Origin of the sequence: Variovorax sp. RKNM96 (assembly GCF_017161115.1) — a bacterium.
Classification (GTDB): Bacteria; Pseudomonadota; Gammaproteobacteria; order Burkholderiales; family Burkholderiaceae_C; genus Variovorax.
In genome coordinates, this window is record NZ_CP046508.1 from 1,394,494 (window position 1) to 1,420,697 (window position 26,204).

The 26,204-nt window shown below is 65.3% G+C and carries 22 protein-coding genes and 1 tRNA gene; 17 read left to right on the plus strand and 6 right to left on the minus strand.

The window, feature by feature from the left end; all coding sequences use genetic code 11:
• Positions 1 to 18: 18 nt before the first annotated feature.
• Both GNX71_RS06360 and GNX71_RS06365 read right to left on the minus strand, forming a co-directional pair.
• Entirely contained in the window at positions 19 to 2,520 is a 2,502-nt protein-coding gene (locus GNX71_RS06360; protein WP_206177535.1) for a tetratricopeptide repeat protein, read from the minus strand.
• Positions 2,521 to 2,677: 157 nt separating this feature from the next.
• Complete coding sequence (locus GNX71_RS06365; RefSeq protein WP_241027182.1) at positions 2,678 to 4,576, minus strand: YadA-like family protein; 1,899 nt, start codon at positions 4,574 to 4,576, stop codon at positions 2,678 to 2,680.
• Between the two features lie 705 nt (positions 4,577 to 5,281).
• Between GNX71_RS06365 and GNX71_RS06370 the strand changes: the two genes are divergently transcribed.
• The 9 genes from GNX71_RS06370 (at position 5,282) to GNX71_RS06410 (ending at position 12,808) form a co-directional block, all read left to right on the plus strand.
• Positions 5,282 to 5,968 carry a response regulator transcription factor gene (locus tag GNX71_RS06370; RefSeq protein ID WP_241027183.1) on the plus strand — a complete coding sequence of 229 codons (687 nt, stop codon included), beginning with the start codon at positions 5,282 to 5,284 and terminating at the stop codon, positions 5,966 to 5,968.
• 182 nt (positions 5,969 to 6,150) lie between these two features.
• Positions 6,151 to 6,768: a ubiquinol-cytochrome c reductase iron-sulfur subunit gene (gene petA, locus GNX71_RS06375; protein ID WP_206177537.1), complete on the plus strand. Its 618-nt coding sequence runs from the start codon at positions 6,151 to 6,153 to the stop codon at positions 6,766 to 6,768.
• Between the two features lie 14 nt (positions 6,769 to 6,782).
• Positions 6,783 to 8,219 carry a cytochrome bc complex cytochrome b subunit gene (locus tag GNX71_RS06380; RefSeq protein WP_206177538.1) on the plus strand — a complete coding sequence of 479 codons (1,437 nt, stop codon included), beginning with the start codon at positions 6,783 to 6,785 and terminating at the stop codon, positions 8,217 to 8,219.
• Between the two features lie 39 nt (positions 8,220 to 8,258).
• The gene (locus tag GNX71_RS06385; protein WP_206177539.1) at positions 8,259 to 9,035 is read left to right on the plus strand and encodes a cytochrome c1; all 777 of its coding nucleotides are present in this window, start codon (positions 8,259 to 8,261) and stop codon (positions 9,033 to 9,035) included.
• A 97-nt stretch (positions 9,036 to 9,132) separates the two neighbouring features.
• Positions 9,133 to 9,744, plus strand: a complete 612-nt coding sequence (locus GNX71_RS06390) for a glutathione S-transferase N-terminal domain-containing protein (RefSeq protein WP_042579119.1) — start codon at positions 9,133 to 9,135, stop codon at positions 9,742 to 9,744.
• A 40-nt stretch (positions 9,745 to 9,784) separates the two neighbouring features.
• Entirely contained in the window at positions 9,785 to 10,348 is a 564-nt protein-coding gene (locus GNX71_RS06395; protein ID WP_206177540.1) for a ClpXP protease specificity-enhancing factor, read from the plus strand.
• 44 nt (positions 10,349 to 10,392) lie between these two features.
• A tRNA-Thr gene (locus GNX71_RS06400) sits at positions 10,393 to 10,468 on the plus strand.
• A gap of 113 nt (positions 10,469 to 10,581) precedes the next feature.
• Positions 10,582 to 11,370 carry a response regulator transcription factor gene (locus GNX71_RS06405; protein ID WP_206177541.1) on the plus strand — a complete coding sequence of 263 codons (789 nt, stop codon included), beginning with the start codon at positions 10,582 to 10,584 and terminating at the stop codon, positions 11,368 to 11,370.
• Positions 11,357 to 12,808: a HAMP domain-containing sensor histidine kinase gene (locus GNX71_RS06410; RefSeq protein ID WP_206177542.1), complete on the plus strand. Its 1,452-nt coding sequence runs from the start codon at positions 11,357 to 11,359 to the stop codon at positions 12,806 to 12,808. The genes GNX71_RS06405 and GNX71_RS06410 overlap by 14 nt, the downstream gene beginning before the upstream one ends.
• Before the next feature lie 758 nt (positions 12,809 to 13,566).
• Here the strand turns inward: GNX71_RS06410 and recJ are convergent.
• Positions 13,567 to 15,288, minus strand: a complete 1,722-nt coding sequence (gene recJ, locus GNX71_RS06415; protein ID WP_206177543.1) for a single-stranded-DNA-specific exonuclease RecJ — start codon at positions 15,286 to 15,288, stop codon at positions 13,567 to 13,569.
• On the minus strand, positions 15,285 to 16,223 hold the full coding sequence (locus GNX71_RS06420; RefSeq protein WP_241027184.1) for a hypothetical protein: 939 nt from the start codon (positions 16,221 to 16,223) through the stop codon (positions 15,285 to 15,287). Before GNX71_RS06420 ends, recJ begins: the two co-directional genes overlap by 4 nt.
• 79 nt (positions 16,224 to 16,302) lie before the next feature.
• On the opposite strand from GNX71_RS06420, the gene GNX71_RS06425 reads away from it, so the two are divergent.
• The gene (locus GNX71_RS06425) at positions 16,303 to 17,562 is read left to right on the plus strand and encodes a lipoprotein-releasing ABC transporter permease subunit (protein ID WP_206177545.1); all 1,260 of its coding nucleotides are present in this window, start codon (positions 16,303 to 16,305) and stop codon (positions 17,560 to 17,562) included.
• On the plus strand, positions 17,555 to 18,232 hold the full coding sequence (gene lolD / locus GNX71_RS06430; protein WP_206177546.1) for a lipoprotein-releasing ABC transporter ATP-binding protein LolD: 678 nt from the start codon (positions 17,555 to 17,557) through the stop codon (positions 18,230 to 18,232). The genes GNX71_RS06425 and lolD overlap by 8 nt, the downstream gene beginning before the upstream one ends.
• Positions 18,233 to 18,355: 123 nt before the next feature.
• Here lolD and GNX71_RS06435 read toward each other — a convergent pair whose 3' ends face one another.
• Entirely contained in the window at positions 18,356 to 19,120 is a 765-nt protein-coding gene (locus GNX71_RS06435) for a sigma-70 family RNA polymerase sigma factor (protein WP_206177547.1), read from the minus strand.
• 87 nt (positions 19,121 to 19,207) lie between these two features.
• Between GNX71_RS06435 and GNX71_RS06440 the strand changes: the two genes are divergently transcribed.
• Complete coding sequence (locus GNX71_RS06440; RefSeq protein WP_198788865.1) at positions 19,208 to 19,798, plus strand: ATP-dependent Clp protease proteolytic subunit; 591 nt, start codon at positions 19,208 to 19,210, stop codon at positions 19,796 to 19,798.
• Positions 19,799 to 19,801: 3 nt separating this feature from the next.
• Here the strand turns inward: GNX71_RS06440 and GNX71_RS06445 are convergent, their stop codons facing one another.
• A complete protein-coding gene (locus GNX71_RS06445; RefSeq protein ID WP_013539755.1) occupies positions 19,802 to 20,188 on the minus strand; it encodes a RidA family protein in 387 nt (128 codons plus the stop codon).
• 191 nt (positions 20,189 to 20,379) lie between these two features.
• Between GNX71_RS06445 and GNX71_RS06450 the strand changes: the two genes are divergently transcribed.
• From GNX71_RS06450 to GNX71_RS06470, 5 genes are read left to right on the plus strand one after another with little or no spacing between them, the layout of a single operon-like run.
• Positions 20,380 to 21,966 carry an ABC transporter substrate-binding protein gene (locus tag GNX71_RS06450; protein WP_206177548.1) on the plus strand — a complete coding sequence of 529 codons (1,587 nt, stop codon included), beginning with the start codon at positions 20,380 to 20,382 and terminating at the stop codon, positions 21,964 to 21,966.
• A gap of 20 nt (positions 21,967 to 21,986) precedes the next feature.
• On the plus strand, positions 21,987 to 23,243 hold the full coding sequence (locus tag GNX71_RS06455) for a lactonase family protein (protein WP_206177549.1): 1,257 nt from the start codon (positions 21,987 to 21,989) through the stop codon (positions 23,241 to 23,243).
• Positions 23,243 to 24,196: an ABC transporter permease gene (locus GNX71_RS06460; protein WP_206177550.1), complete on the plus strand. Its 954-nt coding sequence runs from the start codon at positions 23,243 to 23,245 to the stop codon at positions 24,194 to 24,196. Before GNX71_RS06455 ends, GNX71_RS06460 begins: the two co-directional genes overlap by 1 nt.
• Positions 24,197 to 24,199: 3 nt before the next feature.
• A complete protein-coding gene (locus GNX71_RS06465) occupies positions 24,200 to 25,039 on the plus strand; it encodes an ABC transporter permease (protein WP_206177551.1) in 840 nt (279 codons plus the stop codon).
• Positions 25,039 to 26,076 carry an ABC transporter ATP-binding protein gene (locus tag GNX71_RS06470; RefSeq protein ID WP_206177552.1) on the plus strand — a complete coding sequence of 346 codons (1,038 nt, stop codon included), beginning with the start codon at positions 25,039 to 25,041 and terminating at the stop codon, positions 26,074 to 26,076. The genes GNX71_RS06465 and GNX71_RS06470 overlap by 1 nt, the downstream gene beginning before the upstream one ends.
• The last annotated feature ends 128 nt before the right edge of the window (positions 26,077 to 26,204 follow it).

The following is a 26,204-nucleotide window of genomic DNA, read 5'->3' on the forward strand; positions in this document are numbered from 1 at the left end:
GAGTATGCCCGCGATTGCTCACTTCTCCAGAGGGCGCAGCGCAACCCCGACGTGCTCCGGCGGCAAACCTTCACGACTGCGCGCGGCGATCAGCCGCAAGCCGTCCTCCAGGTGCCGCACGAAGCGCGGCGTGTCGAAGTAGCCGCGGCGCGCGTCCTTCGCTTCCGCAAGCCGCCCGCGCAGTACGGCCAGTTCGCCCGGATGCGAGGCGTAGTGCACGGCCTTCTCGACGTATTCGTCGTGTGTCGTCGCCACCAGCTCCGGCAACCCGATGGCACCCAGCAGGCTGCCCGCCATGCGAGAGACCATCGTCGTGCCCGTGAGTGCGAGCAGCGGCACGCCAGCCCACAGCACGTCGTTCGCGGTGGCTCCGCTGCTGTAGGGAAAGGTGTCGATGAACAGGTCGGCCAGCCCGATGCGCGCCAGGTGCCCGTCGATCGGCATGCGCGGCGAAACGATGAGGCGCTCCGCCGGCAGGCCGGCCGCCTCCCACTGCGCACGCAGGTTCGTCTCGAAGCCGTTCGGCCCCTGCGCCAGCCAGAGGACCGCGTTCGGAATGCGTCGAACGATGCGTGCCCAGGCCGCGAAAGTCTCCGGCTGGATCTTGAAGGACTGCGAGAAATTGCACAGCACGAATGCGTCCTCGGGCAGCCCGTGGTCGGCGCGCGTGGCCTTCTGCGGATGGGTGGGACGCTGCGAGTCGATGACCTGGAAGGTCTCGGGCAGGCGCATCAGCTTTTCGGAATAGCAGTCTTCCGTGCCCGGCGGCGAGAGGAAGTTGTCGGAGACAAGGTAGTCGTAGTTCGGCGTGCCGCTGGTGCCCATGTAGCCCAGCCACATGAGCTGCGCCGGCGCAGCGTGGTAGGCCATCACCTGCGGCTTTGCGCCGCGCGTGTCGCCCGAGAGATCGATGAGGATGTCGACTTCGTCCTCGCGGATGCGCTCGGCCATCTGTTGGATCGACTGGCCTTGCATGTCCACGAAATGCTCCACCGATGCGGCGATGCGCGCGCGCGTCGGGTGGGCGTCGTCGGGTCCGTACGAGTACGCGAACACCTCGAAATCCTTGCGGTCGTGCCGGGCGAACAGTTCGGCTGTGAGATGTGCGACCGGATGGTTGCGGAAGTCGAACGAGTAGTAGCCCACGCGGATGCGCGGCGACGTGCGCGGCGCACCCGCATCCGGAAACGGCTTGATGCCCGCGTTCCTGTCGGCCAGCGCAGCGGAGCGTTGCGTCCAGGCCATGAGGCGCCGCGCGTCGTCGTAGTTGGACATCAGGATGAACGACGACACCGTCTGGTCGTTGCCCGGGGTGTCCAGCAGCGTGGCGATTTTTTCGCGCAGTTCGGGCACGCCGCTCCAGTCGGCGATGTGGGCCTTTTCGCCCAGCATCCACACCATGGCGGGCATGAATTCCGGATCGTCGCGAAGGCACTGCTCGAACTCCGCAATGGCCGCCTCCGACTGGCCGGCCATCACATAGGTCACGCCCAGGTTGCAGCGTGCAAGCACCTGTTTCGGATGCACTTCCAGCGCCTTCTTGAGCACCTCGATGGCGGTGTCGAAATGGCCGAGCCGGAAATTCACCGTGCCCAGGTTGTTCAGCAGCAGCTCGTGCTCCGGAAGACTGTCGAGTGCGAGCTTGTAGAGCTCAGCCGATTCCGCAAAGCGCATCGACACGCCCTCGAGCGCACCGCAGACGCCATAAAGCGCCGCCACGCTTTCGGGGTCGGACAGCGCCTTGTGGCGCTCCTCGGCCGGCCAGTTGCGCATGGCGTGTTGCATGGGCGCGATGGCGTCCTCGGTGCGGCCGGCGCTGAGCAGCGCGCGCGAGAGCAGGTACGAGGCCTCGAGGTCACGCGGGTCGGCCGCCGCCAGTTCGAGCGAGGCGAGGGCGCCTGTCCAATCCTTCTGGTGCGCGCGGATCTTGCCGATGTTCTTGTGGGCGGCGGTGTAGTTCGCGTCGAGCTTCAGGGCCTGCTGGAAGTGAAGGACGGCTTCGTCGAAGCGGTCCTGTTCCATGTCGATCGCGCCGGCGTTGTTCCATGCCGCGGGCGCCTGTGGTGCGAGGCGCGTGGCGTCGGCCGCGGCCTCGCGTGCCTGCCTGAATTTCTTCTGCTGGCGGTAGACCGCCGAAAGATTGATGTACGCCTCGGGGTAGTTCGCAAACGCCTTGATCGCGCGGCGCAGGTCCTGCTGCGCTTCGACCAGCAAGCCCAGGTGCATGAAGATCGTCGCGCGGGTATTGAAATAGAAGTGATGCGGCGATTGCGCGATCGCCTGGTTCACATGATTGAGCGCCAACCGGGGCCGGCCTTGCCGGTACAGCGCTTCGCCCGTCAGGTGCAGCGCATCGGCATGACCGGGAAATCGGGAGAGCAGGGACTGGTAGACCTGCAGTGCTTCCGCGAGCCGGCCCTGTCGATGCAGCCCAAGGCCTTGCTCCAGCAGGGCTGGGGCATCGGCCTTGGCGTTTTCCTCGAAAGTGGCGAGCGCTGGCGCGATGGGGGAGGTGGTCATGAGGCTGTGTGAAGGGCGGGTCGCGGGGCCGCCAGGCACATCGGCCCCGACCCGTTGCTGCCGCAAAAAAGACCGGTCACCCAGTATAGGTGCCGGCCTTCGATTTCATCCTTGGCAAGCACCCCGGCGCGCTGGCGCAGCGGGTGCACGGAATGGATTACCAGGACCAGGAGGCGCCGATGCCGCCGCCGACCTTGCCGTTGTTACCGCTGCCGAAATTCACCTTGATCTGGGCCGACTCGTTCAGTCGGAAACTCGCGGCCGCTGCGACCGCCGAGCGTCCGTCGTAGGAGCCCACGCCCACGCCGATGCCGAAGCTCTTTCCCGCTTCGAGCGCCGGCACCGAGGCGGCAGCCAAGGCGATGGCAGCACCGGTGCTGCTGGTCTTGCGCATGTCCTGCACTTCGCTGCGAACCTGGTTCAACTGCGACATGTTGGCTGCGTCCGTCGGCAGGATGCCGGGTGCCACGTTCTGCACGCGGCCATTGGCGACCATGCCGTTGCCCGCGGCGATCGTGCCGCCGGCCGTCACGTTGCCGGTGACGTTCACCGTGCCTGCATTCAAGGTGGTGACATTGCCGGTCACCGCGTTGATCGTCGTGATGTTGCCGGTCTGGGTGTTCAGCACCGTGATGTTGCCGTTCGCCGCCGTCAGCGTCTGGAAGTTGCCGGTGTTGGCATTCACGGTGGTGGCGTTCACCGTGGTCGCGGCCACCGTGTTGGCGGTCAGTGCATTGATGGTTGCACTGGCTGCCGACAGGTTGGTGGTGCTGACGTTGGTGGCACTGATCGTGTTGATCGTGGCGCGGCTTGCCGTCAGGTTCGTCGTGCTCACATTGGTTGCGCTCAGCGTGTTGATCGTGCCGCTGTTGGCTGTCAGGTTGGTGGTGCTGACGTTGGTTGCGCTCAGCGTGTTGATCGTGCCGCTGCTGGCTGTCAGGTTCGTGGTGCTGACGTTGGTGGCGCTCAACGTATTGATCGTGCCGCTGCTGGCTGTCAGATTGGTAGTGCTGACGTCGGTGGCGCTCAGCGTGTTGATCGTGCCGCTGTTGGCCGTCAGGTTGGTGGTGCTGACGTCGGTGGCGCTCAACGTGTTGATCGTGCCGTTGTTGGCTGTCAGGTTGGTGGTGCTGACGTCGGTGGCACTCAGGGTGTTGATCGTGCCGTTGTTGGCTGTCAGGTTGGTGGTGCTGACGTCGGTGGCACTCAGCGTGTTGATCGTGCCGCTGTTGGCCGTCAGGTTGGTGGTGCTGACGTCGGTGGCGCTCAGGGTGTTGATCGTGCCGCTGTTGGCTGTCAGGTTGGTGGTGCTGACGTCGGTGGCACTCAGGGTGTTGATCGTGCCGTTGTTGGCCGTCAGGTTGGTGGTGCTGACATCGGTGGCACTCAGGGTGTTGATCGTGCCGCTGTTGGCTGTCAGATTCGTGGTGCTGACGTCGGTGGCGCTCAGCGTGTTGATCGTGCCGCTGTTGGCCGTCAGGTTGGTGGTGCTGACGTCGGTGGCGCTCAGGGTGTTGATCGTGCCGTTGTTGGCCGTCAGATTCGTGGTGCTGACATTGGTCGCACTCAGCGTGTTGATCGTGCCATTGGACGCCGTGAGGTTGCTCGTGCTGACGTTGGTCGAAGTGAGCGACGAGATGCTGCCGTTGCCCGCCGTGATGTTCGTCGTGTTGATGTTCGTGGCATCGACGTTCGTGCCGAGGATGTTCGTGGCGGTCACGCCGGTGGCGAGGATGTTGGTCGACGTCAACGACTGGATCGTGCCGTTGCCCGACGACAGGTTGCCGGTGGTCACGTTGTTTGCGCTCAGCGTGCCGAGTGTTCCGTTGGCGGCGGAAATGCTGGCCGAACTGATGCTGGTTGCGGTCACGGTGCCGGCGCTGACGCTCGATGCGGTCAGGCTGGTGGCCGTCAGGTTGGGCGTGGAAATACCGTCGGCGGAGGTCAAAACGCCGTTGTTGCCGCTCGTGATGTTGAGGATGCCGAGACCAGGAGGGTCGACAACGACGTTGACGCCCCCGACGGCCACTTGCGCGTATGCAACCGGCAACGTCATCACGTACCCTGCACCGACCAACACAGAGGCCAGAACACGGCTGATCCCCGCGGGGCGAATGCCCCGGGAACGGGGGGTGGTAGCGGAGCGCTTGGGTGTAGTCATCTGGACTGTTCCTTGGTGGATGTGCGACAACTTCGCGAGCCCCGACATGCCCGGGTCAACCTCGAAGTGAGGTCGGGTTTCTTTAGTTACCCGATGCAACCGATGCTAGGAACGGTGGCGCCGATGAACATCACCGGGATCGGTAGTTCTTGGCCTATGCCGTCGGCAGCCGCGTCGACCGTGCCATCAGCAAAACCAGCTGAAAGCCAATGCGCATGCGGGGTGCGCTGGACCGTGGGAGGCGGATGCCGCAATCGATATGCGGGTTTCCGATGCGTTCGAGCGGGCGCGATGCTACGTAACACACACGGTCACAAGTGCGTAACAACAGCGCCCAAAAAGCGCTGGAGCCGCCTTTGCAATCGCCTCGACGACGCCCGTTTTGAGCGAATTTCCCAATGAAATCAAGGTGCTGATCGCCTTGCCGCACTGAGCGCGGCCGGAGGGCTTTCGCGCGGGCATCGTTCCTGCGGTATCTGAAACGAAAGTCAACATTCGGAAGCTACCTTGCGTAGCAAGAGGGACGTGCGCGTGGCCATCAATCTTTCCAGTCACCCTTTGAGAACGGCGCCGGTATCGTCCGCGTCGCAGCTGTCGTACGTGAGCACCTTTCACGGGGCGCTGATCGTCGAAGACGACCCCGCCGTGGCCGATCGCATGCGCCGCATCCTGGGTAACCTCGCGCCGGGCCGCCGCGTCGTGGTGGCGTCCACGCGCACGGAGGCGTGCAACCTGCTGGCCTCGCTGCCCTACGACCTCGTGCTGGTCGGCATGTGCCTGCCGGGCAGCGACGGCGTCTCGCTGATCCGTCATGTGCGCGAGACCTACCGGCATATCGAGACCATCGCCATGTCGCCGTGCGACGACCACGAACTGGTGAACGGCGCGATTTCCGCGGGTGCCGTCGGCTACCTGCTGACGGAAGCGGACGACGCTGAACTCTCTTTCCTGCTGCGCTCGATCGAGCGCGGCGGCGCGCCGATGGACTCGCGCGTCGCGCGGCGCATCCTCGGGCTGATCGCCGCATCGGCGAAGACGCAGACGATCGAGCCCATCCGGACCGCGCTTCCCGCCGAACCGTTGTCGGCAACGGCACGGCTGTCGCCCCGCGAGCTCAAGGTGCTGCGGTTGATCGCGCAGGGATGGAGCAACCGGCAGATCGCGGAAGCGGTCTACCTGTCGGTCAACACGATCGAGTTCCACGCCAAGAGCATCTATCGGAAGCTCGCGGTCAAGTCGCGGACCCAGGCGGTCCACGAGGCGATGCAGCACGGTCTTCTGAACTGAAGGCTGTCTGGCCGGATCCCCGCGGCCCCCGCCGCTCGGCATGTGTGGTGCGCGTTCCACGGACGCGCCGCGCCGGCCATCGTTCGCCGGCCACGCGCATGGCAGCCATTGAATATCCCTTCGGCGCCCCGCTACAATCGCGGGTTGACCCCTGCTCCAGCGAAGAAGACAAGAGGATCCCCATGAGTGACATGACCTCCGGCTCGCCCCGGATCGACACAAGCAAGCGGACGTGGTTGATCGCATCCAGCTGTGCCGGCGTAGCGGGCGGCGTGGCCACCGCAATTCCCTTTGTGAGCACTTTCCAGCCTTCCGAGAAGGCCAAGGCCGCCGGTGCCGCTGTCGAAGTCGACATCTCGGGCCTGAAGGTCGGCGAGAAAATCACCGTCGAATGGCGCGGCAAGCCGGTCTGGATCCTCAAGCGCACCCCGGAGCAGATCGCCGAGCTCCCCAAGCTGGACGGCCAGCTGGCTGATCCGCTCTCCAAGCGTCACCCCGACGAATTCACCCCCAAGTACGCGCAGAACGAGCACCGCTCGATCAAGCCCGACGTGCTGGTCGTAGTCGGCATCTGCACCCACCTGGGCTGCTCGCCGACCGACCGCTTCCAGGCCGGCCCCCAGCCTTCGCTGCCGGCCGACTGGGAAGGCGGCTTCCTCTGCCCTTGCCACGGTTCGACGTTCGACCTGGCCGGCCGCGTCTTCAAGAACAAGCCCGCTCCCGACAACCTGCCTGTGCCCCCGCACATGTACCTGTCGGACACCAAGCTCCTGATCGGTGAAGACTCCAAGAAGGCCTGAGGCAGAAGAAGAACATGGCTGAATTCCACGAAATTTCCCCCAATGCGCCCGCCGGCGCGAAGCTGCTCAACTGGGTCGACAACCGCTTCCCGCTCAGCAAGCTCTGGAACGACCAGTGGGGCAAGTACTACGCGCCGAAGAACTTCAACTTCTGGTACATCTTCGGCTCGCTGGCGATGTTGGTCCTGGTGATCCAGATCGTCACCGGCATCTTCCTCGTGATGCACTACAAGCCCGACGCGAACCAGGCGTTCGCATCGGTCGAGTACATCATGCGCGACGTGCCCTGGGGCTGGCTCATCCGCTACATCCACTCGACGGGCGCCTCGGCGTTCTTCATCGTGGTGTACCTGCACATGTTCCGCGGCCTCATGTACGGCAGCTACCGCAAGCCCCGCGAGCTGATCTGGGTGTTCGGCTGCGCGATCTTCCTGTGCCTCATGGCCGAAGCCTTCATGGGCTACCTGCTGCCCTGGGGGCAAATGAGCTACTGGGGCGCCCAGGTGATCGTGAACCTGTTCGCCGCCATCCCTTTCATCGGTCCTGACCTGGCCCTGCTGATTCGCGGCGACTACGTGGTGAGCGACGCCACGCTGAACCGCTTCTTCAGCTTCCACGTGATCGCCGTGCCGCTCGTGCTGCTTGGCCTCGTGGTGGCCCACCTGATCGCGCTGCACGAAGTGGGTTCCAACAACCCCGACGGCATCGAGATCAAGGCCAACCGCGGCCCCGACGGCCACCCGCTCGACGGCATTCCGTCGCATCCGTACTACACGGTGCACGACATCTTCGGCGTGGTGGTGTTCCTCACGATCTTCTCGGCGGTGATCTTCTTCGCGCCCGAAGCCGGCGGGTATTTCCTGGAGTACAACAACTTCATCCCGGCCGATTCGCTCAAGACGCCCAACCACATCGCCCCGGTCTGGTACTTCACGCCGTTCTATTCGATGCTGCGCGCGACCACCGACGACATGGTGAACGTGTTCGCGCTGATCATCGGCCTGGCCGCGATCCTGAACTTCGTCAAGGGCAAGTCGGGCACGGCACTGAAGATCGCGATCGTCGTCGTGGCGGCCGTGGCCATCTTCCTGCTCAAGGCCTTCGACGCCAAGTTCTGGGGCGTGGTCGTGATGGGCGGCTCGGTCATCATCCTGTTCTTCCTGCCGTGGCTGGACCACAGCGAAGTCAAGTCGATCCGCTACCGCCCGAGCTGGCACAAGTATGTGTACGGCGTGTTCGTCTTCTTCTTCCTGATCCTGGGCTACCTGGGCATCCAGCCGCCTGGTGTCTGGGGCAACCTGGTCATCGGCTCCTTCGCCCTCGACATCGCCCAGACCATCTCGCAGATCGGCACGCTCTTCTACTTCGGCTTCTTCCTCTTGATGCCCTGGTGGAGCCGCAAGGGCGAATTCAAGCCCGTGCCCGAGCGCGTGGTCTTCGCCGCCCATTGAGACGAGACACGAGAAGTGCAAGAGCTTGAGAGAAACACGATGAAGAAAAGAATTTCCGGCTGGCTCGCGGTCATGGGTCTCGCATTGGGGCTGACCCTCTCCGCCACTGCATCGGCCGAATCGGGCGGCCTGGCATGGGACAAGGCGCCCAACAAGACGACCGACGTGCAGGCCCTGCAGAACGGCGCCAAGTTGTTCGTCAACTACTGCCTGAACTGCCACTCGGCCGCCTTCATGCGCTACAACCGCCTGCAGGACATCGGCATCACCGAGCAGCAGATCAAGGACAACCTTCTGTTCGCGACCGACAAGGTCGGCGAAACCATGAAGGCCAACATCGACGCGCGCCAGGCCAAGGACTGGTTCGGCACCACGCCGCCCGACCTCACGCTGGTTGCACGCTCGCGTGCCGGCCACGGCGGCACCGGCGCTGACTACCTCTACACCTTCCTTCGCAGCTTCTACCGCGACGACACCAAGGCCACCGGCTGGAACAACCTCGCATTCCCGAGCGTCGCCATGCCCAACCCGCTGTGGGAACTGCAGGGCGAGCGCCAGCCGGTCTACAGCAAGGTCGAGCAGCACGGTCATGAAACCGACGTGTTCACCGGCAAGTGGACGCAGGTCACCCCCGGCACCCTCACGCCAGTGCAGTACGACAATGCCGTCGGCGACCTGGTGAGCTACCTTCAGTGGATGGCCGAGCCCGCGCAGAACACCCGCATCCGCATCGGCGTCTGGGTCCTGCTGTTCCTGGCCATGTCGGTGGTTTTTGTGTGGCGACTGAACGCCTCGTACTGGAAAGACGTCAAGTAGTTCCGTCCACGCCGACCGGTCATGCCTCGTGCATCCGGTCCCACAGAGTGGGTTGCCAACGCGACCCACTCTTTTTGATTTTTAGGAGTCTCTCGCCATGATGGTCTTGTATTCAGGAACGACCTGCCCCTTTTCCCACCGCTGCCGCTTCGTTCTGTTCGAAAAGGGCATGGACTTCGAGATCCGCGACGTCGATCTCTACAACAAGCCCGAAGACATCAGCGTGATGAATCCGTACGGCCAGGTGCCGATCCTGGTCGAGCGCGACCTGATCCTGTACGAGTCGAACATCATCAACGAGTACATCGACGAGCGCTTCCCGCATCCCCAGCTGATGCCCGGCGATCCGGTCGACCGCGCCCGCGTGCGCCTGTTCCTGCTCAACTTCGAGAAGGAACTGTTCGTGCATGTCTCGACGCTCGAGAACCGCACCACCAAGGGCAACGAGAAGGCCATCGAAAAGGCGCGCTCGCACATCCGCGACCGCTTGACGCAGCTCGCTCCCGTGTTCCTCAAGAACAAGTACATGCTGGGCGACAACTTCTCGATGCTCGACGTGGCCATCGCGCCGCTGCTCTGGCGCCTCGATTACTACGGCATCGACCTCAGCAAGAACGCGGCACCGCTTCTGAAGTACGCTGAACGCATCTTCTCGCGTCCGGCCTATATCGAAGCACTCACGCCTTCCGAAAAGGTCATGCGCAAGTAAGACTGCGTCCACCGTACCGTTCTTCGCTGCCTTCCCTTTCATGATCAACGCGCTCGAGTCGTCTTCCACCCGCCCGTACCTCATCCGGGCGTTGTACGAATGGTGCACCGACAACGGGTTCACGCCCTATGTCGCGGTGCAGGTCGACGACACCGTCCAGGTTCCGCGCGAGTACGTGAAGAACGGCGAGATCGTGCTCAACATCAGCTTCGATGCGACCAGCTCGCTCAAGCTGGGCAACGATTTCATCGAGTTCAAGGCCCGCTTTGCGGGCAGTGCGCGCGAGATCAGCGTGCCGGTGGGGCGCGTGATCGCGATCTATGCGCGCGAGAACGGGCAGGGCATGGCATTTCCCGCGCCGGCGCCCGCGGTCGACAACGGGGATGTGCCCGCTTCGCCCACGGGGCCTGCGCGCATGCCTTTGCGTGATGCCTCGCGCGGCACCGAAGGCGATGCCGGCAAGATCGTCCACTTGGTGACGGGCGAAGAGGGCAGCGAAATGGTCGATGCAGGCCCTGCTGGCGCAGCCACCGACCCCGTCGACGAGCCGCCGCGCCCGCCGGCCGGTGGCGGTTCGCGGCCGTCGCTCAAGCGCGTCAAGTAGGCGCTCGCAACGGCCACTAGAATCACGCACGCCGAAGAAATTCAGCCGCTTTAGCTCAATTGGTAGAGCACCCGCCTTGTAAGCGGAAGGTCGTCAGTTCGATTCCGACAAGCGGCACCAAACCCGAAACAACCCTCCTGGTGGTTCACCGCCCGGGGGGTTTTTCTTTGGATGGCAAATGCGGAGAACGATGGAAGGCGTCAGTTTATAAATAAAAAGTAGTCAATTCATTGGTGAAAATCGCCCGTTCCCTGGGCGCCAAGTCCCAGTTATTTTCTCCAGTTGACTTTGTGATCTTTAGTAAAGTGGCGGAATGGGCGACCCGGCCCAAGCTGATCTCCAATTCGGCAAAACTAGAAATCCCGGACAGAAAATCGATGATCAACGTCTTGTTCATAGAAGACCAGCCTCTGGTGTCGGAAGCGACGGCGGAAAAGATTGCGCGAAGTCCACTCGTTGCCAACATCGACGTCTGCAACAGCGCCGAAAAGGCGCTGTTCGCTTTGAAGGCAACCCCTCACCGTTGGGGATTGATCCTGCTCGACCTGGACGTGCCCGGCGCGGTCGGCCTTTCGCTGGCCATGGAAATCAAGAAGCTGGGCAAGGAAGGGCTCACCTGCATCCTGACCGGCACCCACCGGGCGGACTACATCGCCCAGGCCAAGGCCAGCGGATTCCAGGGCTACATCCTGAAGGCCATCGAAATCAAGGAGCTCGAGGCGAGCCTGGACAAGGCCATTGCGGGCGAAAAGGTTTTTCCGCAATTGCCCGATCTGGGCGCGGATCCGAGCGCGATCCGCCTGACCAACCGCCAATGCCAATGCCTGGAATTCGTCGGCGCGGGGCGCTCCACCAAGGAAATCGCGCGATTGCTGTCATTGCACCCGGGAACGGTCAATTACCACATCGATTCCGCCATGGAAGCACTGGGCGTCAAATCGCGCGCGCACGCTGTCCAGAAGGCATTGCAACTCGGGCTCCTGGCGGGTTTTGCTGCGAGGAGCAGCGATGGGGCTGCTTGAGACCCTTCGCCGGAGCATTGGCAAGAAGGAAGAGCCGCTCGATGAATCGCTCATGGAGAAGCAGGGGAGATTTTCCCGCTCCCTGATCCACGCAACGCTGGCGCACCGGCATCTGGCGGAGCGCCAATTTTTTGTCCAGCAGGTTGCCTACTGGATCACGATCCTCGGACTGCTGGTTGCGGAGGCGAGCGCGCCCATCCTGAGTCCGACAGCCATGTGGGCCTGGATCGTGGTCTCGGTGGTGACGTGGCTGATCCGCATCGGGCTTTTCTGGCCGCTCACGCAGACGCCGCCGGCCGAGATCAAGAGATCGCTCGCGCTGAAGCTGATCCCTATCTTCATCAGCATCATTGCGTGCCTCTACTGGGTCTGGACCATTCACCTGTTCGTGGGGCCGGTGCTGACGGTGCGCGTGCTGGTCCTGTGCATCAGCCTGCTCGGCATCAGCGTCTCGGTCACGGGGCTGTGGCCGGTGACGCCGATCGTCGTGATCATCTACAACGTCGTGATGTGGGGGGCGCTGTCCATCGAGCTGTACATGAACGAGGTGGCGACCCTTCCGGTCATCGCGGTGCTCGACTTGGGCGTGCTGGCCGTGATGTGGCTCAACATCTTCATTGCCATCCGCCAGCTCAACGATCTGCTCGCACGCACCCATGAAGCCAGTCAATTGGTGAATCAGCTCGAAATAGCCAATGACAAACTCGAAAGACTGAAGGACATCGCGTACAAGACGCTCGATACCCGTTCGGAATTCTTTGCGGGCGCCAGCCACGACTTTCAGCAGCGCTTGCATGCCGCGAAATTGTGGGTGCTCTCCGCCAGGGCGGCCACCAAGATCAATCAATCCGCGGAATCCACATTGGACCGCCTGGGGCAGGAAATCGATGCGCTTCAGGTCTATATCAACAGCATTCTCGAATTCGCACGAATCGAAGCGCTCGATGCCGGGGTGAAGATCCGGGCCACGGAAATTCAGTCCCTGTTTCAAAAGCTCGACCTGCACTTCGAGAAAATCGCCGAGCGCCATGGCGTGCAATTGCGGTTTCGCATGGCACGAATCACCGTGGGCACCGATGCCTCCATGCTGCTGCGCATGCTCGAGAACCTGGTTTCCAATGCGCTCAAATACACAAAAAGCGGTGTATTGGTGTGCGCCCGAAAAACGTCCAGAGGTGCAGTCATCGAAATCTGGGATCAGGGCCCCGGAATCAAGCCCGAGGCGCGGCAGCGGATTTTCGACGCCTTTCACCAGGAAGATCCCGGCGATCAAAGCCGTACCAAAGGCGTGGGCTTGGGTCTGGCCATCGTCAAGCGATTTGCCACGCGCCTCAATTACCGCATCGAGGTCAAATCCGTGATGGGCCGCGGCACGCTTTTCAGAATTCTCATCCCCAGGGAATTCGTGATAGAGGCGAATACGACCGTCAATTCTTGACGGCTCGAATTGACCGGGGAATTGTCGATGCGCTGGCGCGCTTCGGTGATCTGCCGGCCGATCATTGCCATGGCTTCGTGGCATTGCACCACGGCCGGCTCAGAGGGAATACGCAGAATTCACTGGTGTTGCGCAATGACGCGTACACGGAAGTATTACGCCAAATCAAGAATCGAGCTTTCCACCGCGGTGCAATTGCGCCAATGGCCGTGACTGGTATTAATCATTAGTTGTTTGAAATTCAGTTGTCTCTAAAGTCCACGGCGTGCGCTTCATCGAATGGCGCAGGAGGGACGCAATGCAGGCTGCATCGACCGCAGATCCTGGGAGGGAGCGTGACGACTTTTTCTGTCCACGGACGGAGGAGCGATTGCTTCGATGGGGCCGGCTTGCGAATCAGGGAGGTGCTGTGAGGAGGGGGGTTGACGCTGTGGACATAGACCGGCTGCTGCTTCGGAATTCGGAGACGCTGCTTGCTCATTCCCGTGCGACGGAGGCCAGCCGCAGGGCGGAGGGCTTCCTCATGGGGTTGTGCGTGGTCGTGGCCTACAGCTGGGCGTTTGTCGTGTTGGTGTCTTTGTACGTGCAATGACTCCGGGGGAGCGCGGGTGCAACCCGTCGAACGGTGCTCTGACGAGCATTCGACCGGTTGCATCTGCCGGCTTGTGCGTGCCTGTGAAGAGGCAGCCGGCGCGACGAAACGCAGTCTCCCCCCTCCAACCAGGTAACCCGCAGGGCCCTGGTTTTCTCTTTTTCTTCTAGAACTCCGCCCCCTCGACCAGGAAGCGCAGGCGCCGCACGCCCTGCCATTCGTCCGCGTCGAGGCGGAACGCGAGCTTCACTTTCGGCGGCAACGGTTCGGTGTGGCTGAACCAGATCGCATCGATCGGCTGGCCCTGGTGCCTGAGCTTGAGCGCCAGGTGCTTCTCGCCCACCAGCCGCTGCGACACCACTTCCACCTCTTCGCTGAAGGTCGGCGGCGCAAAGCCCTGGCCCCACACCTCGCGGTGCAGCGTGTCCACGAGGTCGATGCGCATGTACTCGCGCGCGATCGGCCCGTCGGTCTCGATCTGGCGCGTGAGCGCCGACGCCGCCAGCCATTCGCCCGCCACTTGCGCTAGCGCCTGCTCGAAGGTCTTGAAGTGCTCGCGCGCCACCGTGCAGCCCGCCGCCATCGCATGCCCGCCAAAGCGCAGCAGCACGCCCGGATGGCGCTTGGCCACGAGGTCCAGCGCATCGCGCAGGTGAAAGCCCGGAATCGACCGGCCGGAGCCCTTGAGTTCCTCTTCCTTGCCCGGCGCGCCGCTCGCGGCGAACACGAAGGTCGGGCGATGAAAGCGGTCCTTGATGCGCGAGGCCACGATGCCGACCACGCCTTCGTGGAAGTTCACATCGAACACGCTGATGGCCGCCGGCGGGGCCTCGATGCCTTCGCCATCGGTGGCGAAGAGCGACTCGGCCAGCAGCAGCGCCTGGTCGCGCATGCCGCCCTCGATGTCGCGCCGCTCGCGGTTGATGCCGTCGAGCATGCGCGCGAGCTCGTCGGCGCGGCCTGCGTCGTCGGTCAGCAGGCATTCGATGCCCAGCGTCATATCGGCCAGCCGGCCAGCCGCGTTGATGCGCGGGCCGAGGGCGAAGCCGAAGTCGAAGGTGGTGGCGGCCGAAGCCGTGCGGCCCGCGGCCTTGAAGAGCGCGGCGATGCCCGCGGGCATTGCGCCTGCACGGATGCGGCGCAGGCCCTGCGCGACGAGGCGGCGGTTGTTGGCATCGAGCTTCACCACGTCGGCGACGGTGCCCAGTGCGACGAGCGGCAGCAATGCATCGAGCTTGGGCTGTGTGGCCACATCGAACACGCCGCGTGCGCGCAGTTCGGAGCGCAGCGCAAGCAGCACATAGAACATGACGCCGACGCCCGCGATGCTCTTGCTCTCGAACTCGCAGCCGGGCTGGTTCGGGTTGACGAGCACGTCGGCGATCGGCAGCTCGGGGCCGGGCAAGTGGTGGTCGGTCACCAGCACCTGCAGGCCGCGCGCTTTCGCAGCCGCCACGCCTTCGACGCTGGCAATGCCGTTGTCGACGGTGATCAGCATGTCGGCGCCGCTGTCGGCCACGCGCTCGGCAATCGGCGGCGTGAGGCCGTAGCCGTCGACCACGCGATCGGGCACGAGGTAGCTCACGTTCTTTGCGCCCAGCAGGCGCAGGCCCCGCACGCCGACCGCGCAGGCGGTGGCGCCGTCGCAGTCGTAGTCGGCGACGATGCACAGGCGCTTGTCCAGCGCCATCGCGTCGGCCAGCAGCACGGCGGCTTCGTGCGTGCCGCGCAGGGTGTCGGGAAGCAGCAGGCGGGCGAGGCCGTCGTCGAGTTCGTCCTTGGCCATCACGCCGCGCGCGGCAAAGAGGCGTGCGAGCAGCGGGTGCACGCCTGCCTGCTCGAGGGCCCAGACGGTGCGCGGCGGAATCTCGCGGGCAATGATCTTCACAGTGCCTCCAGCACGCTGGCGGCGCGTGTGCGGTCGAACAGGCTCTTCGCCCAGCGGGTAAGGCCGCGCTGCTGCACCGTGTAGCGCTGCGCGCCACGGTCGCCGCAGAGCGTGAGCGCCACGTCGGCGCCGCGCGTGTAGTCGGCCAGCAGCGAGGCAATCTCGCCCGCATCGAGCGCCTGCAAGGCCTCGGCCCAGCCCGTGCCGTCATCGCGCAGGGCGGTCACGCGGAGGGCCTCGCTCACGGTCGGTGCGGAGGCTGTCGGTGTAGTGCCTTTCAGCGCGCCGGTGCCGCTGAGCCAGAACGAGTTGATCGGTGGCACGCCGCGTGCGGCGCGGTCGTCGTTCACGCGCTGCGTGTAGAGCAGCATCTGCATCTCGTTCTGCAGGCGGCGCAGCGGCCGCGCCGAATCGCCCAGCGGCGACCACTGCGAGATCGGGTAGCCCACTGCGCGGTCGATGGAGGCGGTGGCGAGGCCGTCGAAGATGCGGGCGCGGGCGAGCCAGCGGCCCGGCGTGGGAGAGGCGTGCAGCGCGATGCCGTCTTCCTCGAAGAACGGCCGGGCGACCTCCAGCAGCGCGGCCGATTCGGCGGCATCGATCTCGATCGCGGCCGGGTCGCCCAGCGCCACGTCGTCGATGCCGACCTGCCAGTTGCACAGCGTGACGACGCCCCAGCCTTCGGTGTCGTCGGGCGTGGCGAGGCCGGTTTGCCGGGCTTCGAGTGCGGCCCAGGGAATGCAGCCGTCGGCGGCGGAGATGCCCAGCGCCTTGGCGAGTGCCCTTTCGTGCGGAGGCGAGCGCGTGCTTTCGTCTTGTGAGTCGGTGTCGGCGAGGGCGAGCCGGGAGAGCAGGGATTCGAGGTTCGGCAGCTTCAGCGCCGGCAATGCCGCGCGGCAGGCAGGGGAACCGCGGCCGGCGAAGGGGATCAACAAGTGACGTGGGGGGTGTTCGGCCATCCCTCTATTGTCCCGGAAGCCCCCAAACGTTTCGGGATGCCACAATTCCGCCCCTATGCGACTCCCTTATGAACTGCAGCTCGGCTGGCGCTATACGCGCGCAGGCCGGGCTACGCGGCGCAACGGCTTCATCTCCTTCATCTCCGGTGTCTCGATGCTTGGCATCGCACTGGGCGTGGCGGCGCTGATCATTGTGCTCAGTGTGATGAACGGCTTCCAGAAAGAGGTGCGCGACCGCATGCTCGGCGTGGTGTCGCACATCGAGATCTTCTCGCGCGACGGCCAGGCGCTGCAGAGCCTCGACGACATCATGGCCGCCGCGCGCAAGAACCCCGAGGTCATCGGCGCGGCTCCCTTCATCAACACGCAGGCGCTGATCGCGCGCGGCGAGGACATGAAGGGCGCGATCGTCCGCGGCATCGACCCCAAGCTCGAACCCGAGGTCACCGACACCAGCGGCATCGCGAGCAAGGGCACCTTCGACAAGCTGGTGCCGGGCGAATTCGGCATCGTGCTGGGCATCGAACTCGCGCGCTCGCTCTTCGTGCAGCCGGGCGACAAGATCACGCTGGTGGCGCCCGGTGGTCAGGTCACGCCGGCCGGCGTGGTGCCGCGCCTGAAGCAGTTCACCGTGGTGGGCACCTTCGATTCGGGCCACTACGAGTACGACTCGGCGCTGGCCATGGTGCACGAGCAGGACGCGGCCAAGGTGTTCCGCCTCGAAGGGCCGACCGGCATTCGCCTCAAGCTCAAGGACCTGAACGAGGCCCGCGAGGTGGCCGACCAGTTGGCCGTGAGCCTGCCGGGACCCGAGTTTCTGATCCGCGACTGGACGCGCCAGAACAAGACCTGGTTCGCGGCCGTGCAGGTCGAGAAACGCATGATGTTCATCATCCTCACGCTGATCGTGGCGGTGGCGGCGTTCAACCTCGTCTCCACGCTCGTGATGACGGTGACCGACAAGCGCGCCGACATCGCGATCCTGCGCACGCTGGGCAGCTCGCCGCGCAGCATCATGGGCATCTTCGTGGTGCAGGGCGCGATGGTGGGCGTGATCGGCACCGTGGCGGGCCTCCTGCTGGGCCTGGGCATCGCCTACAACATCGACGTGATCGTGCCCTTCCTCGAACAGCTCTTCCACGCGAGCTTCCTGCCCAAGGACATCTACCTGATCAGCAAGATGCCGAGCGACCCGCAGCAAAGCGACATCATGCCGATCGCGATCATTTCCCTCATCCTCGCGTTCCTTGCAACGCTGTACCCGAGCTGGCGCGCCAGCCGCGTGAACCCCGCGGAGGCGCTGCGCTATGAGTGAAGTGGTATTGAAGGCCCGTGGCCTCACCAAGCGCTTCCAGGAAGGGCGCATCGACCTGACCGTGCTGCACGGCGTCGACCTCGACGTGCATGCCGGCGAAACGCTGGCCATCGTCGGCGCCTCGGGCTCGGGCAAGAGCACGCTGCTGCACCTGATGGGTGGGCTCGATTCGCCGACCGCGGGCAAGGTCGAGCTGCTGGGCAAGGACATCGCGCATGCCGACGCCGCGGAGCAGGGGCGGCTGCGCAACCGGCACCTCGGCTTCGTCTACCAGTTCCATCACCTGCTGCCGGAGTTCAGCGCGCTGGACAACGTGGCGATGCCACTGAAGATCCGGCGCGTGGAGTCGTCGCAGGCGGCGCAGGCCGCAGCGAAGATTCTTGCGAGCGTCGGTCTGGGTGAGCGTCTTCACCATCGTCCGGCGGAGCTCTCGGGCGGCGAGCGCCAGCGCGTGGCGATCGCGCGGGCGCTGGTCACGCAGCCCGCTTGCGTGCTGGCCGACGAGCCGACGGGCAACCTGGACCGCAGCACGGCCGACACGGTGTTCGAGCTGATGCTCGACCTGGCGCACCGCCACGGCACGGCCTTCGTGATGGTCACGCATGACCAGGAGCTGGCGAAGCGCTGCGATCGGGTGCTGCAACTGGTGGCGGGGCGCCTCGCGGGCTGACCCTTGTCTTTCTCCCTCCCCTTCCGGGGGAGGGCCGGGGTGGGGGCTCGCGGCATTCAATGCCATGCAGCCTTTGAGGCCGCGCGTGCCCCCATCCCAACCTTCCCCCAGAGGGGGAAGGAGCTAATGCAACGCCTCTTCGGCCTGTGGCGCATCCAGCGGCAACACGCACAGCACCTTCCCACCCAAGGTCAGCACGAGGCCGAGCCGTCCGCCGATCTGCATCACCTGGCACACCACACGCGGCGTACCGGAGCTGGGTGCCGCTGCAGCCGACATGGCGAGCGCACGCGCCGGCGGCTGCCGCAGCATCGCGAACAGGGTTCGCGCATCGCAGTCATGCAGCGCCTGCCGGTACGCATGGAAGACTGCTTCCGGTCCTCCGTCTTCCGCGTCCTTGGGGTCCTGCCGCAGCCGCAGCAACGCGCGATGCAGTTGCTGCCGGCCCGCGGCCTCGGTCTTGCCGCTGGCCTCGGCGATTTCCTTGAAGCTGGCTTCGAATACCTCACGCAGCAGCACCGCGGCGCCATCGGCGGGGCTCAGTCGCGCGGCGAGCAGCCGCAAGGCCTGTTCGACCTCTTGCGCCAGTGCTGCGTTGGTTTCGATGGAAGCGGGCTCGGATGCAGGCATCAGCACCTCCGCCTCGTGAAGCCAGCGCTGCATCCAGTTGCGCCGCCGCAGCCGGTCGATGGCCAGGTGCTGCATGACGGTGGTCAGCCAAGCTTGCGCGGCGTCGAGCGCGGGCCTGTCACCCTCCTCGAGGGCGCGCAGGTACGTGTCCTGCACCACGTCTTCGGCCTCGGCCGTGTTGCCCAGGAGGCGTGCCGCGGCACGGACGAGCCGGCTGCGATGCGCCGGCAATTGCGACAGGTAGCGTTCATCGAGCATCGGCGCAGCTTGCCATAGGCCGGAATGTCACGAAACTGTGGGCTTGTTCGTCAAGACAGTTCAACCCACAAGGAGTGCTTCTTCATCATGGAAACCGACGACGACACCAAGCCCGCGGCCACGGCCGAGCCGCGCAACTCCTACCTGGAGGAGAAGGCGTTCAAATCGCGCACGCTCTTGATCTTCGGCAGCATCACCGACGCGGTGGCCGCCGACGTGACGCGCCGCCTCATCGCGCTGGACGCGGACAACCAGCAGCCCATCGACATCCTCGTGAGCTCGCCCGGCGGGCACCTGGAGTCGGGCGATGCGATCCACGACATCGTGCGCTTCATCGGCGCGCCGGTGAACATGATCGGCACCGGCTGGGTCGGCAGTGCCGCCACGCACCTGTTCCTGGCGGCCCCGCGCGAGCGGCGCGTGTGCCTGCCGAACACGCGCTTCCTGATCCACCAGCCCAGCGGCGGCGCGGGCGGGCAGGCGACCGACATCGCCATCCAGGCGCAAGAAATCATCAAGGCCCGCCAGCGCATCGCGCACGAGATCGCGCGCGAGACCGGCAAGCCCATCGACGTGGTGCTGGCCGACATCGAGCGCGACCGCTGGCTCTCGGCCGAGGAGGCGGTGGAATACGGGCTGGTCTCGCGGATCATCCAGCGCAAGACCGAGCTGAAGTAGCAGTTACTTCGGCTTGTAGGCGACGACGTCGATTTCCACTTTGGCGTCGACCATGAGGCGCGCCTCGGTGGTCGAGCGCGCCGGCTTGTTCTCGCCGAAGTAGCTCATGTAGATGCGGTTGAAGGCACCAAAGTCGCGCGCGTCGTGCAGCCACACGGTGCTCTTGCACACGTCGTCGAGCGTGGCGCCGGCCAGCGCGAGCACCTTCTTCAGGTTTTCCATCACCTGGCGCGTCTGCGCCTCGATGCCGCCCACCACGATTTCGCCGTCGGCATTGGCGGGCACCTGGCCCGACACATAAATGAAATCGCCCGCGCGCACGGCCGGGGAGAAGGGGCGGGCCTGGCGGTCCGAGGCGACGGGCGGGGCGCCGAGGTATTCGAGGGGCATGGGAGGACTCCTGAAATGAGAGAAGTGAAAGAGAAACGGATCGCAAGTATCGATCCAATCTGAAAATCTATTTCAGAATAACCCTCGAACAAGGGTTAACACGGATGATTTGGCATGAATACTGCTTCAAAGTCCGGGCCGAAAAGAAAATTTCTTTCACAAACCTGCCCGACCCCACGAAGGAGTTCTCCATGCCCCCCCATGCCGCCCACGCCGGTCTTGTCCAGCGCCTGCCCAAGCTGTCGAAGCGCAGCCTGCTGGGTGCCTCCCTGCTCGCGATGCTGTGCGCCGCGCTGCCGCATCAGCAGGCGCATGCCCAGGGGCCGCGCAACTTCGCGACGCTCGCCATGGTGGCCGAGCCGCAGACGCTCGACCCGATGGCCTCCACGGCCGACCTGGTCGGAACCATCATGCAGCACGTGTACGAGACGCTCTACACCTTCGATGCCAAGTGGAACGTGGTGCCGATGCTGGCCGAGACCATGCCCAAGATCTCCGCCGACGGCAAGACCTACGCCATCACATTGCGCCGCGGCGTGATGCTGCACAACGGCCGCGAACTCAACGCCGACGATGTGGTGGCGAGCCTGCAGCGCTGGATGGACCAGTCGCCGCGCGGCAAGGCCGTGGGCAAGGAAATCGAGACGCTCAAGGCCAAGGGGCCGCTCGGCGTGGAGATCGTGCTGAAGGCGCCGTATGCGCCGCTGCTCTCGCAGCTCGCGCTCCCGAGCGGCATGGCCGCGATCATGGCCAAGGACTCGATCGCCTCGCCGCTGAAGGACTTCGTCGGCACCGGCCCCTACAAGTTCAAGGAACGCCGCCCCGACCAGTTCGTGCTGCTCACCCGCTTCGACAAGTACGCCGCGCGCAAGGAACCCGCGAGCGGCTATGGCGGCAAGCGCGAGGCGGCGATTGAAGAACTGCGCTTCGTGCCCGTGCCCAACGCCAGCACGCGCGTCGAAGGTGCGCTGGCCGGCCAGTACGACTTCGCCGACCTTCTGCCGGTGGAGGCGCTGCCACGCCTGGAGAAGTCGGGCGGCAAGACCGTGCCGATCATGACGCCGTCGTTCGGCTTCCCGTACCTCGTGCTCAACACCAAGGAAGGCGTGGCCGCGAGCCAGCCGGTGCGCCAGGCCATCCAGACCGCGCTCGGCGAGGGCGAGATGCTCGCCGCCGGCTTCGGCGACACGCGCTTCTTCGTGGCCGAGGCCAACCACTTCCCCAAGGGCTCGCCGTTCTATTCGACCGCCGGCGGCGACCAGTACAACCAGCGCAACGCCGCCAAGGCCAAGGACCTCGCGGCCAAGGCCGGCTACAAGGGCGATCCGATCCGGGTGCTCACCAGCCGCCAGTACGACTTTCACTACAACATGTCGCTGCTGATGGCCGAGCAACTCAAGCGCGCCGGCTTCAAGGTCGACCTGAACGTGGTCGACTGGGCCACGCTGGTGCAGCGCCGCAACGACTCCAAGCTCTGGGACATCTACGTGACCCACTCGGGCCAGTTCCCCGAGCCGATGCTCTCGCCGCCGCAACTCGGTGATGGCGCGCCCGGCTGGTGGGACACGCCCGCCAAGAAGTCGGCGCTGCAGGCCTTCAACGTCGAGAGCGACCCCGCCAAGCGCGGCGCGTTGTGGGGCAAGGTGCAGCAGGTCGTCTACGACGAGGTGCCGTACATCAACGTCGGCAAGTTCAACGGCCTCTCGGCCAAGAGCCCGGCACTGGACAACTACACGCCCGCGACCTGGCCGTTCTTCTGGAACGCGAAGATCAAGTAAGGCCGCGAAGGAAATCCGCCATGCCATCGCGTCGCCAACTTCTGCAAGCCAGCGCACTGGCCTCCGGCCTCGGAGCCTTGGGTCTCACGGCCTCTACTGTCCAGGCCGCTGCGTCCGGTCCTGTCTACGCCTACGTCGGCACCTACAGCGACGGCGGCAAGCCGTGGCGCGGCGGGCGTGGCCTGGGCGTTCACCAGTTCGTGGTGGACGGCGCGACCGGCGCGCTCAAGCCCATCCCCGGCGCGCCGCCCGCCGTTGCCAGCACGGGCAGCGATGCCAAGCTGCGCAACCCCGCCTCGCTCGCGCGGCACCCGAAGCTGCCGATGCTCTATGCGGCCAACGAGTTCGAGGCCGGCTCGGTCTCGGCCTTCCGCATCGGTGCCGACGGCGCGCTGTCGTTCGTGGCCGAGATGGCCTGCGGCGGCAAGGACCCGGCGTACGTCAGCGTGCACCCGGATGGCCGCTTTCTCTTCACCGCGAACTACGCGAGCGGCGATGTCAGCGTGATCGCGCTGCGCATCGACGGCGGTTTCGATTCGGATGCTGCCGCCGTCGTCTACAAGGACGCCGCCGCCTGCGGTGCCACGCCTTGCAAACCCGGCGCTGACGTGGTGCCGGCCGCGGCCCGTTCGCACGAAGGCTTTGCCACGAGCGACCACGATGGCCCGCACGCGCACATGGTGCACAGCGACCCAACCGGCAACTTCGTGCTGGTCGCCGACCTGGGCCTCGACCGCGTGATCTCGTACCGCTTCGACCGAAAGACCGGTGTGCTGAGCCAGCCCAGCACCGTCGCCGTGTCGGAGAGTTCGGGCGCGCGCCACTTCGTCTTCCACCCGAACGGCAAGTGGCTTTACCTCGTGAACGAAGAGGCCTCGACCATCGCCTTCATGCGCTACGACGGCGCCACCGGCGTGCTCACGCTGGTGAGTGAAACCTCCGCGCTGCCGGCAGGCTTCAAGGGCACCAGCTATGCCTCGGGCATCCGCATGCTGCCGGACGGCCAGCACTTCGTGTCGCTCAACCGCCTGCACGACTCCATCTCTCTCTTCAAGATCGATGCCCGTACCGGCGCCCCCACGCTCGTGCGCGAAGAGTGGACGCGCGGCAACTACCCGCGCAGCTGCACGCTCGATCCGAGCGGTCGCTTCCTCTACGTGTGCCACAACAAGCAGGGCGACAACGTCACGGTCTTCCGCGTGAAGAAGGGCGACATCCAGTTCACCGGCCAGTACGTGGCCGTCGGCAGCGCAGCGGCCATCGAGTTCTCGTCGTGATGAAAAGTGCTTCGCTTCGCTACATCGCCTCCCGCGCGGGCGGCATGCTCGTGGTGCTCGCCATCGTGGCGGTGCTGGTCTTCGTGCTCACGCGCGCCGCATCGGGCGATCCGGTCTCGGTGCTGCTGGGCGACCAGGCCACAGCCGCCGACATCGCGCGCGTGCAGAAGGACTACGGCCTCGACAAGCCGCTGCCCGTGCAGTTCGGCTACTGGCTGCGCGAAGTGCTGCAGGGCAACCTGGGCACCTCGATCTTCCTGCAGCGCCCGGTGACGCAGGCGCTGTGGGAGCGCGCCGAGCCCACCACGCTGCTCGCGCTCATGGCCGTGGCCATCGCGGCGCTGATCGGCGTGCCCTGCGGCATCGTCTCGGCCGTGTTCCGCGGCCGCGTGGTCGACCAGCTCTTCACGGGCGTCGCGATGCTCGGCGCGAGCATTCCGAGCTTCTGGCTGGGCATCGTGCTGATCCAGATCTTCGCGGTGTCGTTCGGATGGTTCCCGGTCTCCGGCTACGGCGCGCCCGATGCGGCGTTGGCCGAGCGGCTGCATTCGCTGGTGCTGCCGGCGGCGGTGCTGGGCCTCCTGAATTCGGCACTCATCATTCGCTTCACCCGCGCCTCGATGCTCGACGTGCTCGGCGAAGACTACGTGCGCACCGCGCGCTCCAAGGGCCTGAGCGAAAGCAAGGTGGTGCTCAAGCATGCGCTGCGCAATGCGCTGGTGCCCATCGTCACGGTGATCGGCCTGACGGTCGCGCTGATGATCGGCGGCGCCGTCATCACCGAGACGGTGTTCGGCCTGCCGGGCGTCGGCAACCTCGTGGTGAGTGCAGTGCTGCGGCGCGACTACCCGGTGATCCAGGGGGCGCTGCTCGTGATTGCAGCGATCTACGTGCTCATCAATTTCTCGATCGATCTGCTGTATGCGGTGGTCGATCCTCGTGTGAAGGTCTGAGCCGTGCAGATGCCAAGAATGCTCCGCCAACTGATGCACCGCCGCATCGTGATGGTCTCCGCGCTGGTGCTGCTGGTGATCGCGATCATGGCGATCGGCGCACCGCTGCTCGCCTCCATCGACCCCAACGACACCGCAGTGCTCGATCGCCTGAAGGCACCGAGCGCCGCGCACCTGCTGGGCACCGACGAACTGGGCCGCGACATGTATTCGCGCATCGTGCACGGCGCGCGCTACTCGCTGGCCATCGCCGCGCTCACCGCCCTGGGCTCGGTCATCGCCGGCACGGTGCTGGGCCTGATGGCCGGTTTCTTCCGCCGCCTGGACACCCCGCTCATGCGCGTGGTCGACGCGATGATGTCCTTTCCCGACATCCTGCTGGCCATCGCGCTAGTGGCGATCCTCGGGCCCTCGCTGATGAACACCGTGCTCGCGCTGGTGCTGGTGTACACGCCGCGCGTGGCGCGGGTGGTGCGGGCCTCCACGCTCGTGGTGCGCGAGCTGCTGTTCGTCGAAGCGGTGCGCGCGTTGGGCGTGCGCACCTCGCGCATCCTGTGGCGGCACATATTGCCGAACCTGATGTCGCCGATCCTTGTGCAGGTGTCATTCATCTTCGCCTACGCCATCCTGGCCGAGGCGGGGCTCTCGTTCCTGGGCGTCGGCGTGCCGCCCGAGATCCCGACCTGGGGCACCATGGTCGCGGGCAGCCAGCAGTACGCGCACCAAGCCTTCTGGGTGGTGCTGTTCCCGGGCCTGGCGATCATCTTCACGGCGCTGTCGCTGCAACTGCTGGGTGATGGCGTGCGCGACCTGCTCGACCCCAAGCTCAAGAAGACCTCGTGATGACGAACCCCACGAACACCCCACGCCTCACGGTCAGCAACCTGAGCACGAGCTTCCCCACCGAGGACGGCCTGATCCGCTCGGTGGCCGATGTGAGTTTCTCCATCCAGCCGGGCAAGACCACCGCGCTGGTCGGCGAATCGGGCTCGGGCAAGTCGGTCACCAGCCTCACGCTGATGCGGCTGTTGCCCAAGACCGCGAACGCGCAGGTCAGCGGCTCGGCCTCTTTCGTCACCCGCGAAGGCAAGACGCTCGACCTGCTGCAGATCGGCGAACGCGAGATGCGGTCGCTGCGCGGCAACCAGCTGTCGATGATCTTCCAGGAGCCGATGACCAGCCTGAACCCGGTCTTCACCATCGGCGAGCAGATCGCCGAGAGCGTGCGGCTGCACAAGGGGCTGGACCGCAAGTCGGCGCTCGCGCATGCGCTGCGCATGCTGGAGCTGGTGGAGATTCCGGCGGCGGCGCAGCGCATCCACGAGTACCCGCACCAGCTCTCGGGCGGCATGCGTCAGCGCGTGATGATCGCGCTCGCGATGGCCTGCGACCCGACGTTGTTGATCGCCGACGAGCCGACCACCGCGCTCGACGTGACCATCCAGGCGCAGATCCTGGAGCTCATGCGCCGGCTGCAGGCCGAGACGGGCATGAGCATCCTCTTCATCACCCACAACCTGGGCGTGGTCGCGCACCATGCGGACGACGTGGTGGTGCTGTATGCCGGCCGCGTGGTCGAGAGCGCGCCCGTGCGGCCGCTCTTCGCGCAGCCCGAGCATCCGTACACGCAGGGCCTCCTGGCCTGCCTGCCGGGCAAGGCGCGCCTGCCGGGGCAGCCCAAGCCTAAGCGGCTGTTCGCGATCCGCGGGCAGGTGTCCAGCCCGCTGGCGCCGCCGCCCGGCTGCGCGTTCGAGCCGCGCTGCGACCTGGCGCTGCCCGAATGCGGCGCCGCGATGCCGCCGCTGATCGAGACGCACCATGGGCGCGAGGCGCGCTGCGTTCGCGTGCAGCCGGTGCAGCCGCTGCTGAGGGCCGCATGAGAAGCGCACTGCCTGGCGTGTTGCTCCTTCCCCTTCCGGGGGAAGGCTGGGATGGGGGCAAGCGGCGTTCGTTCGGCGCAGTGCTTCATCCAGTGCCGTCGTGCCCCCACCCCAACCCTCCCCCGGAA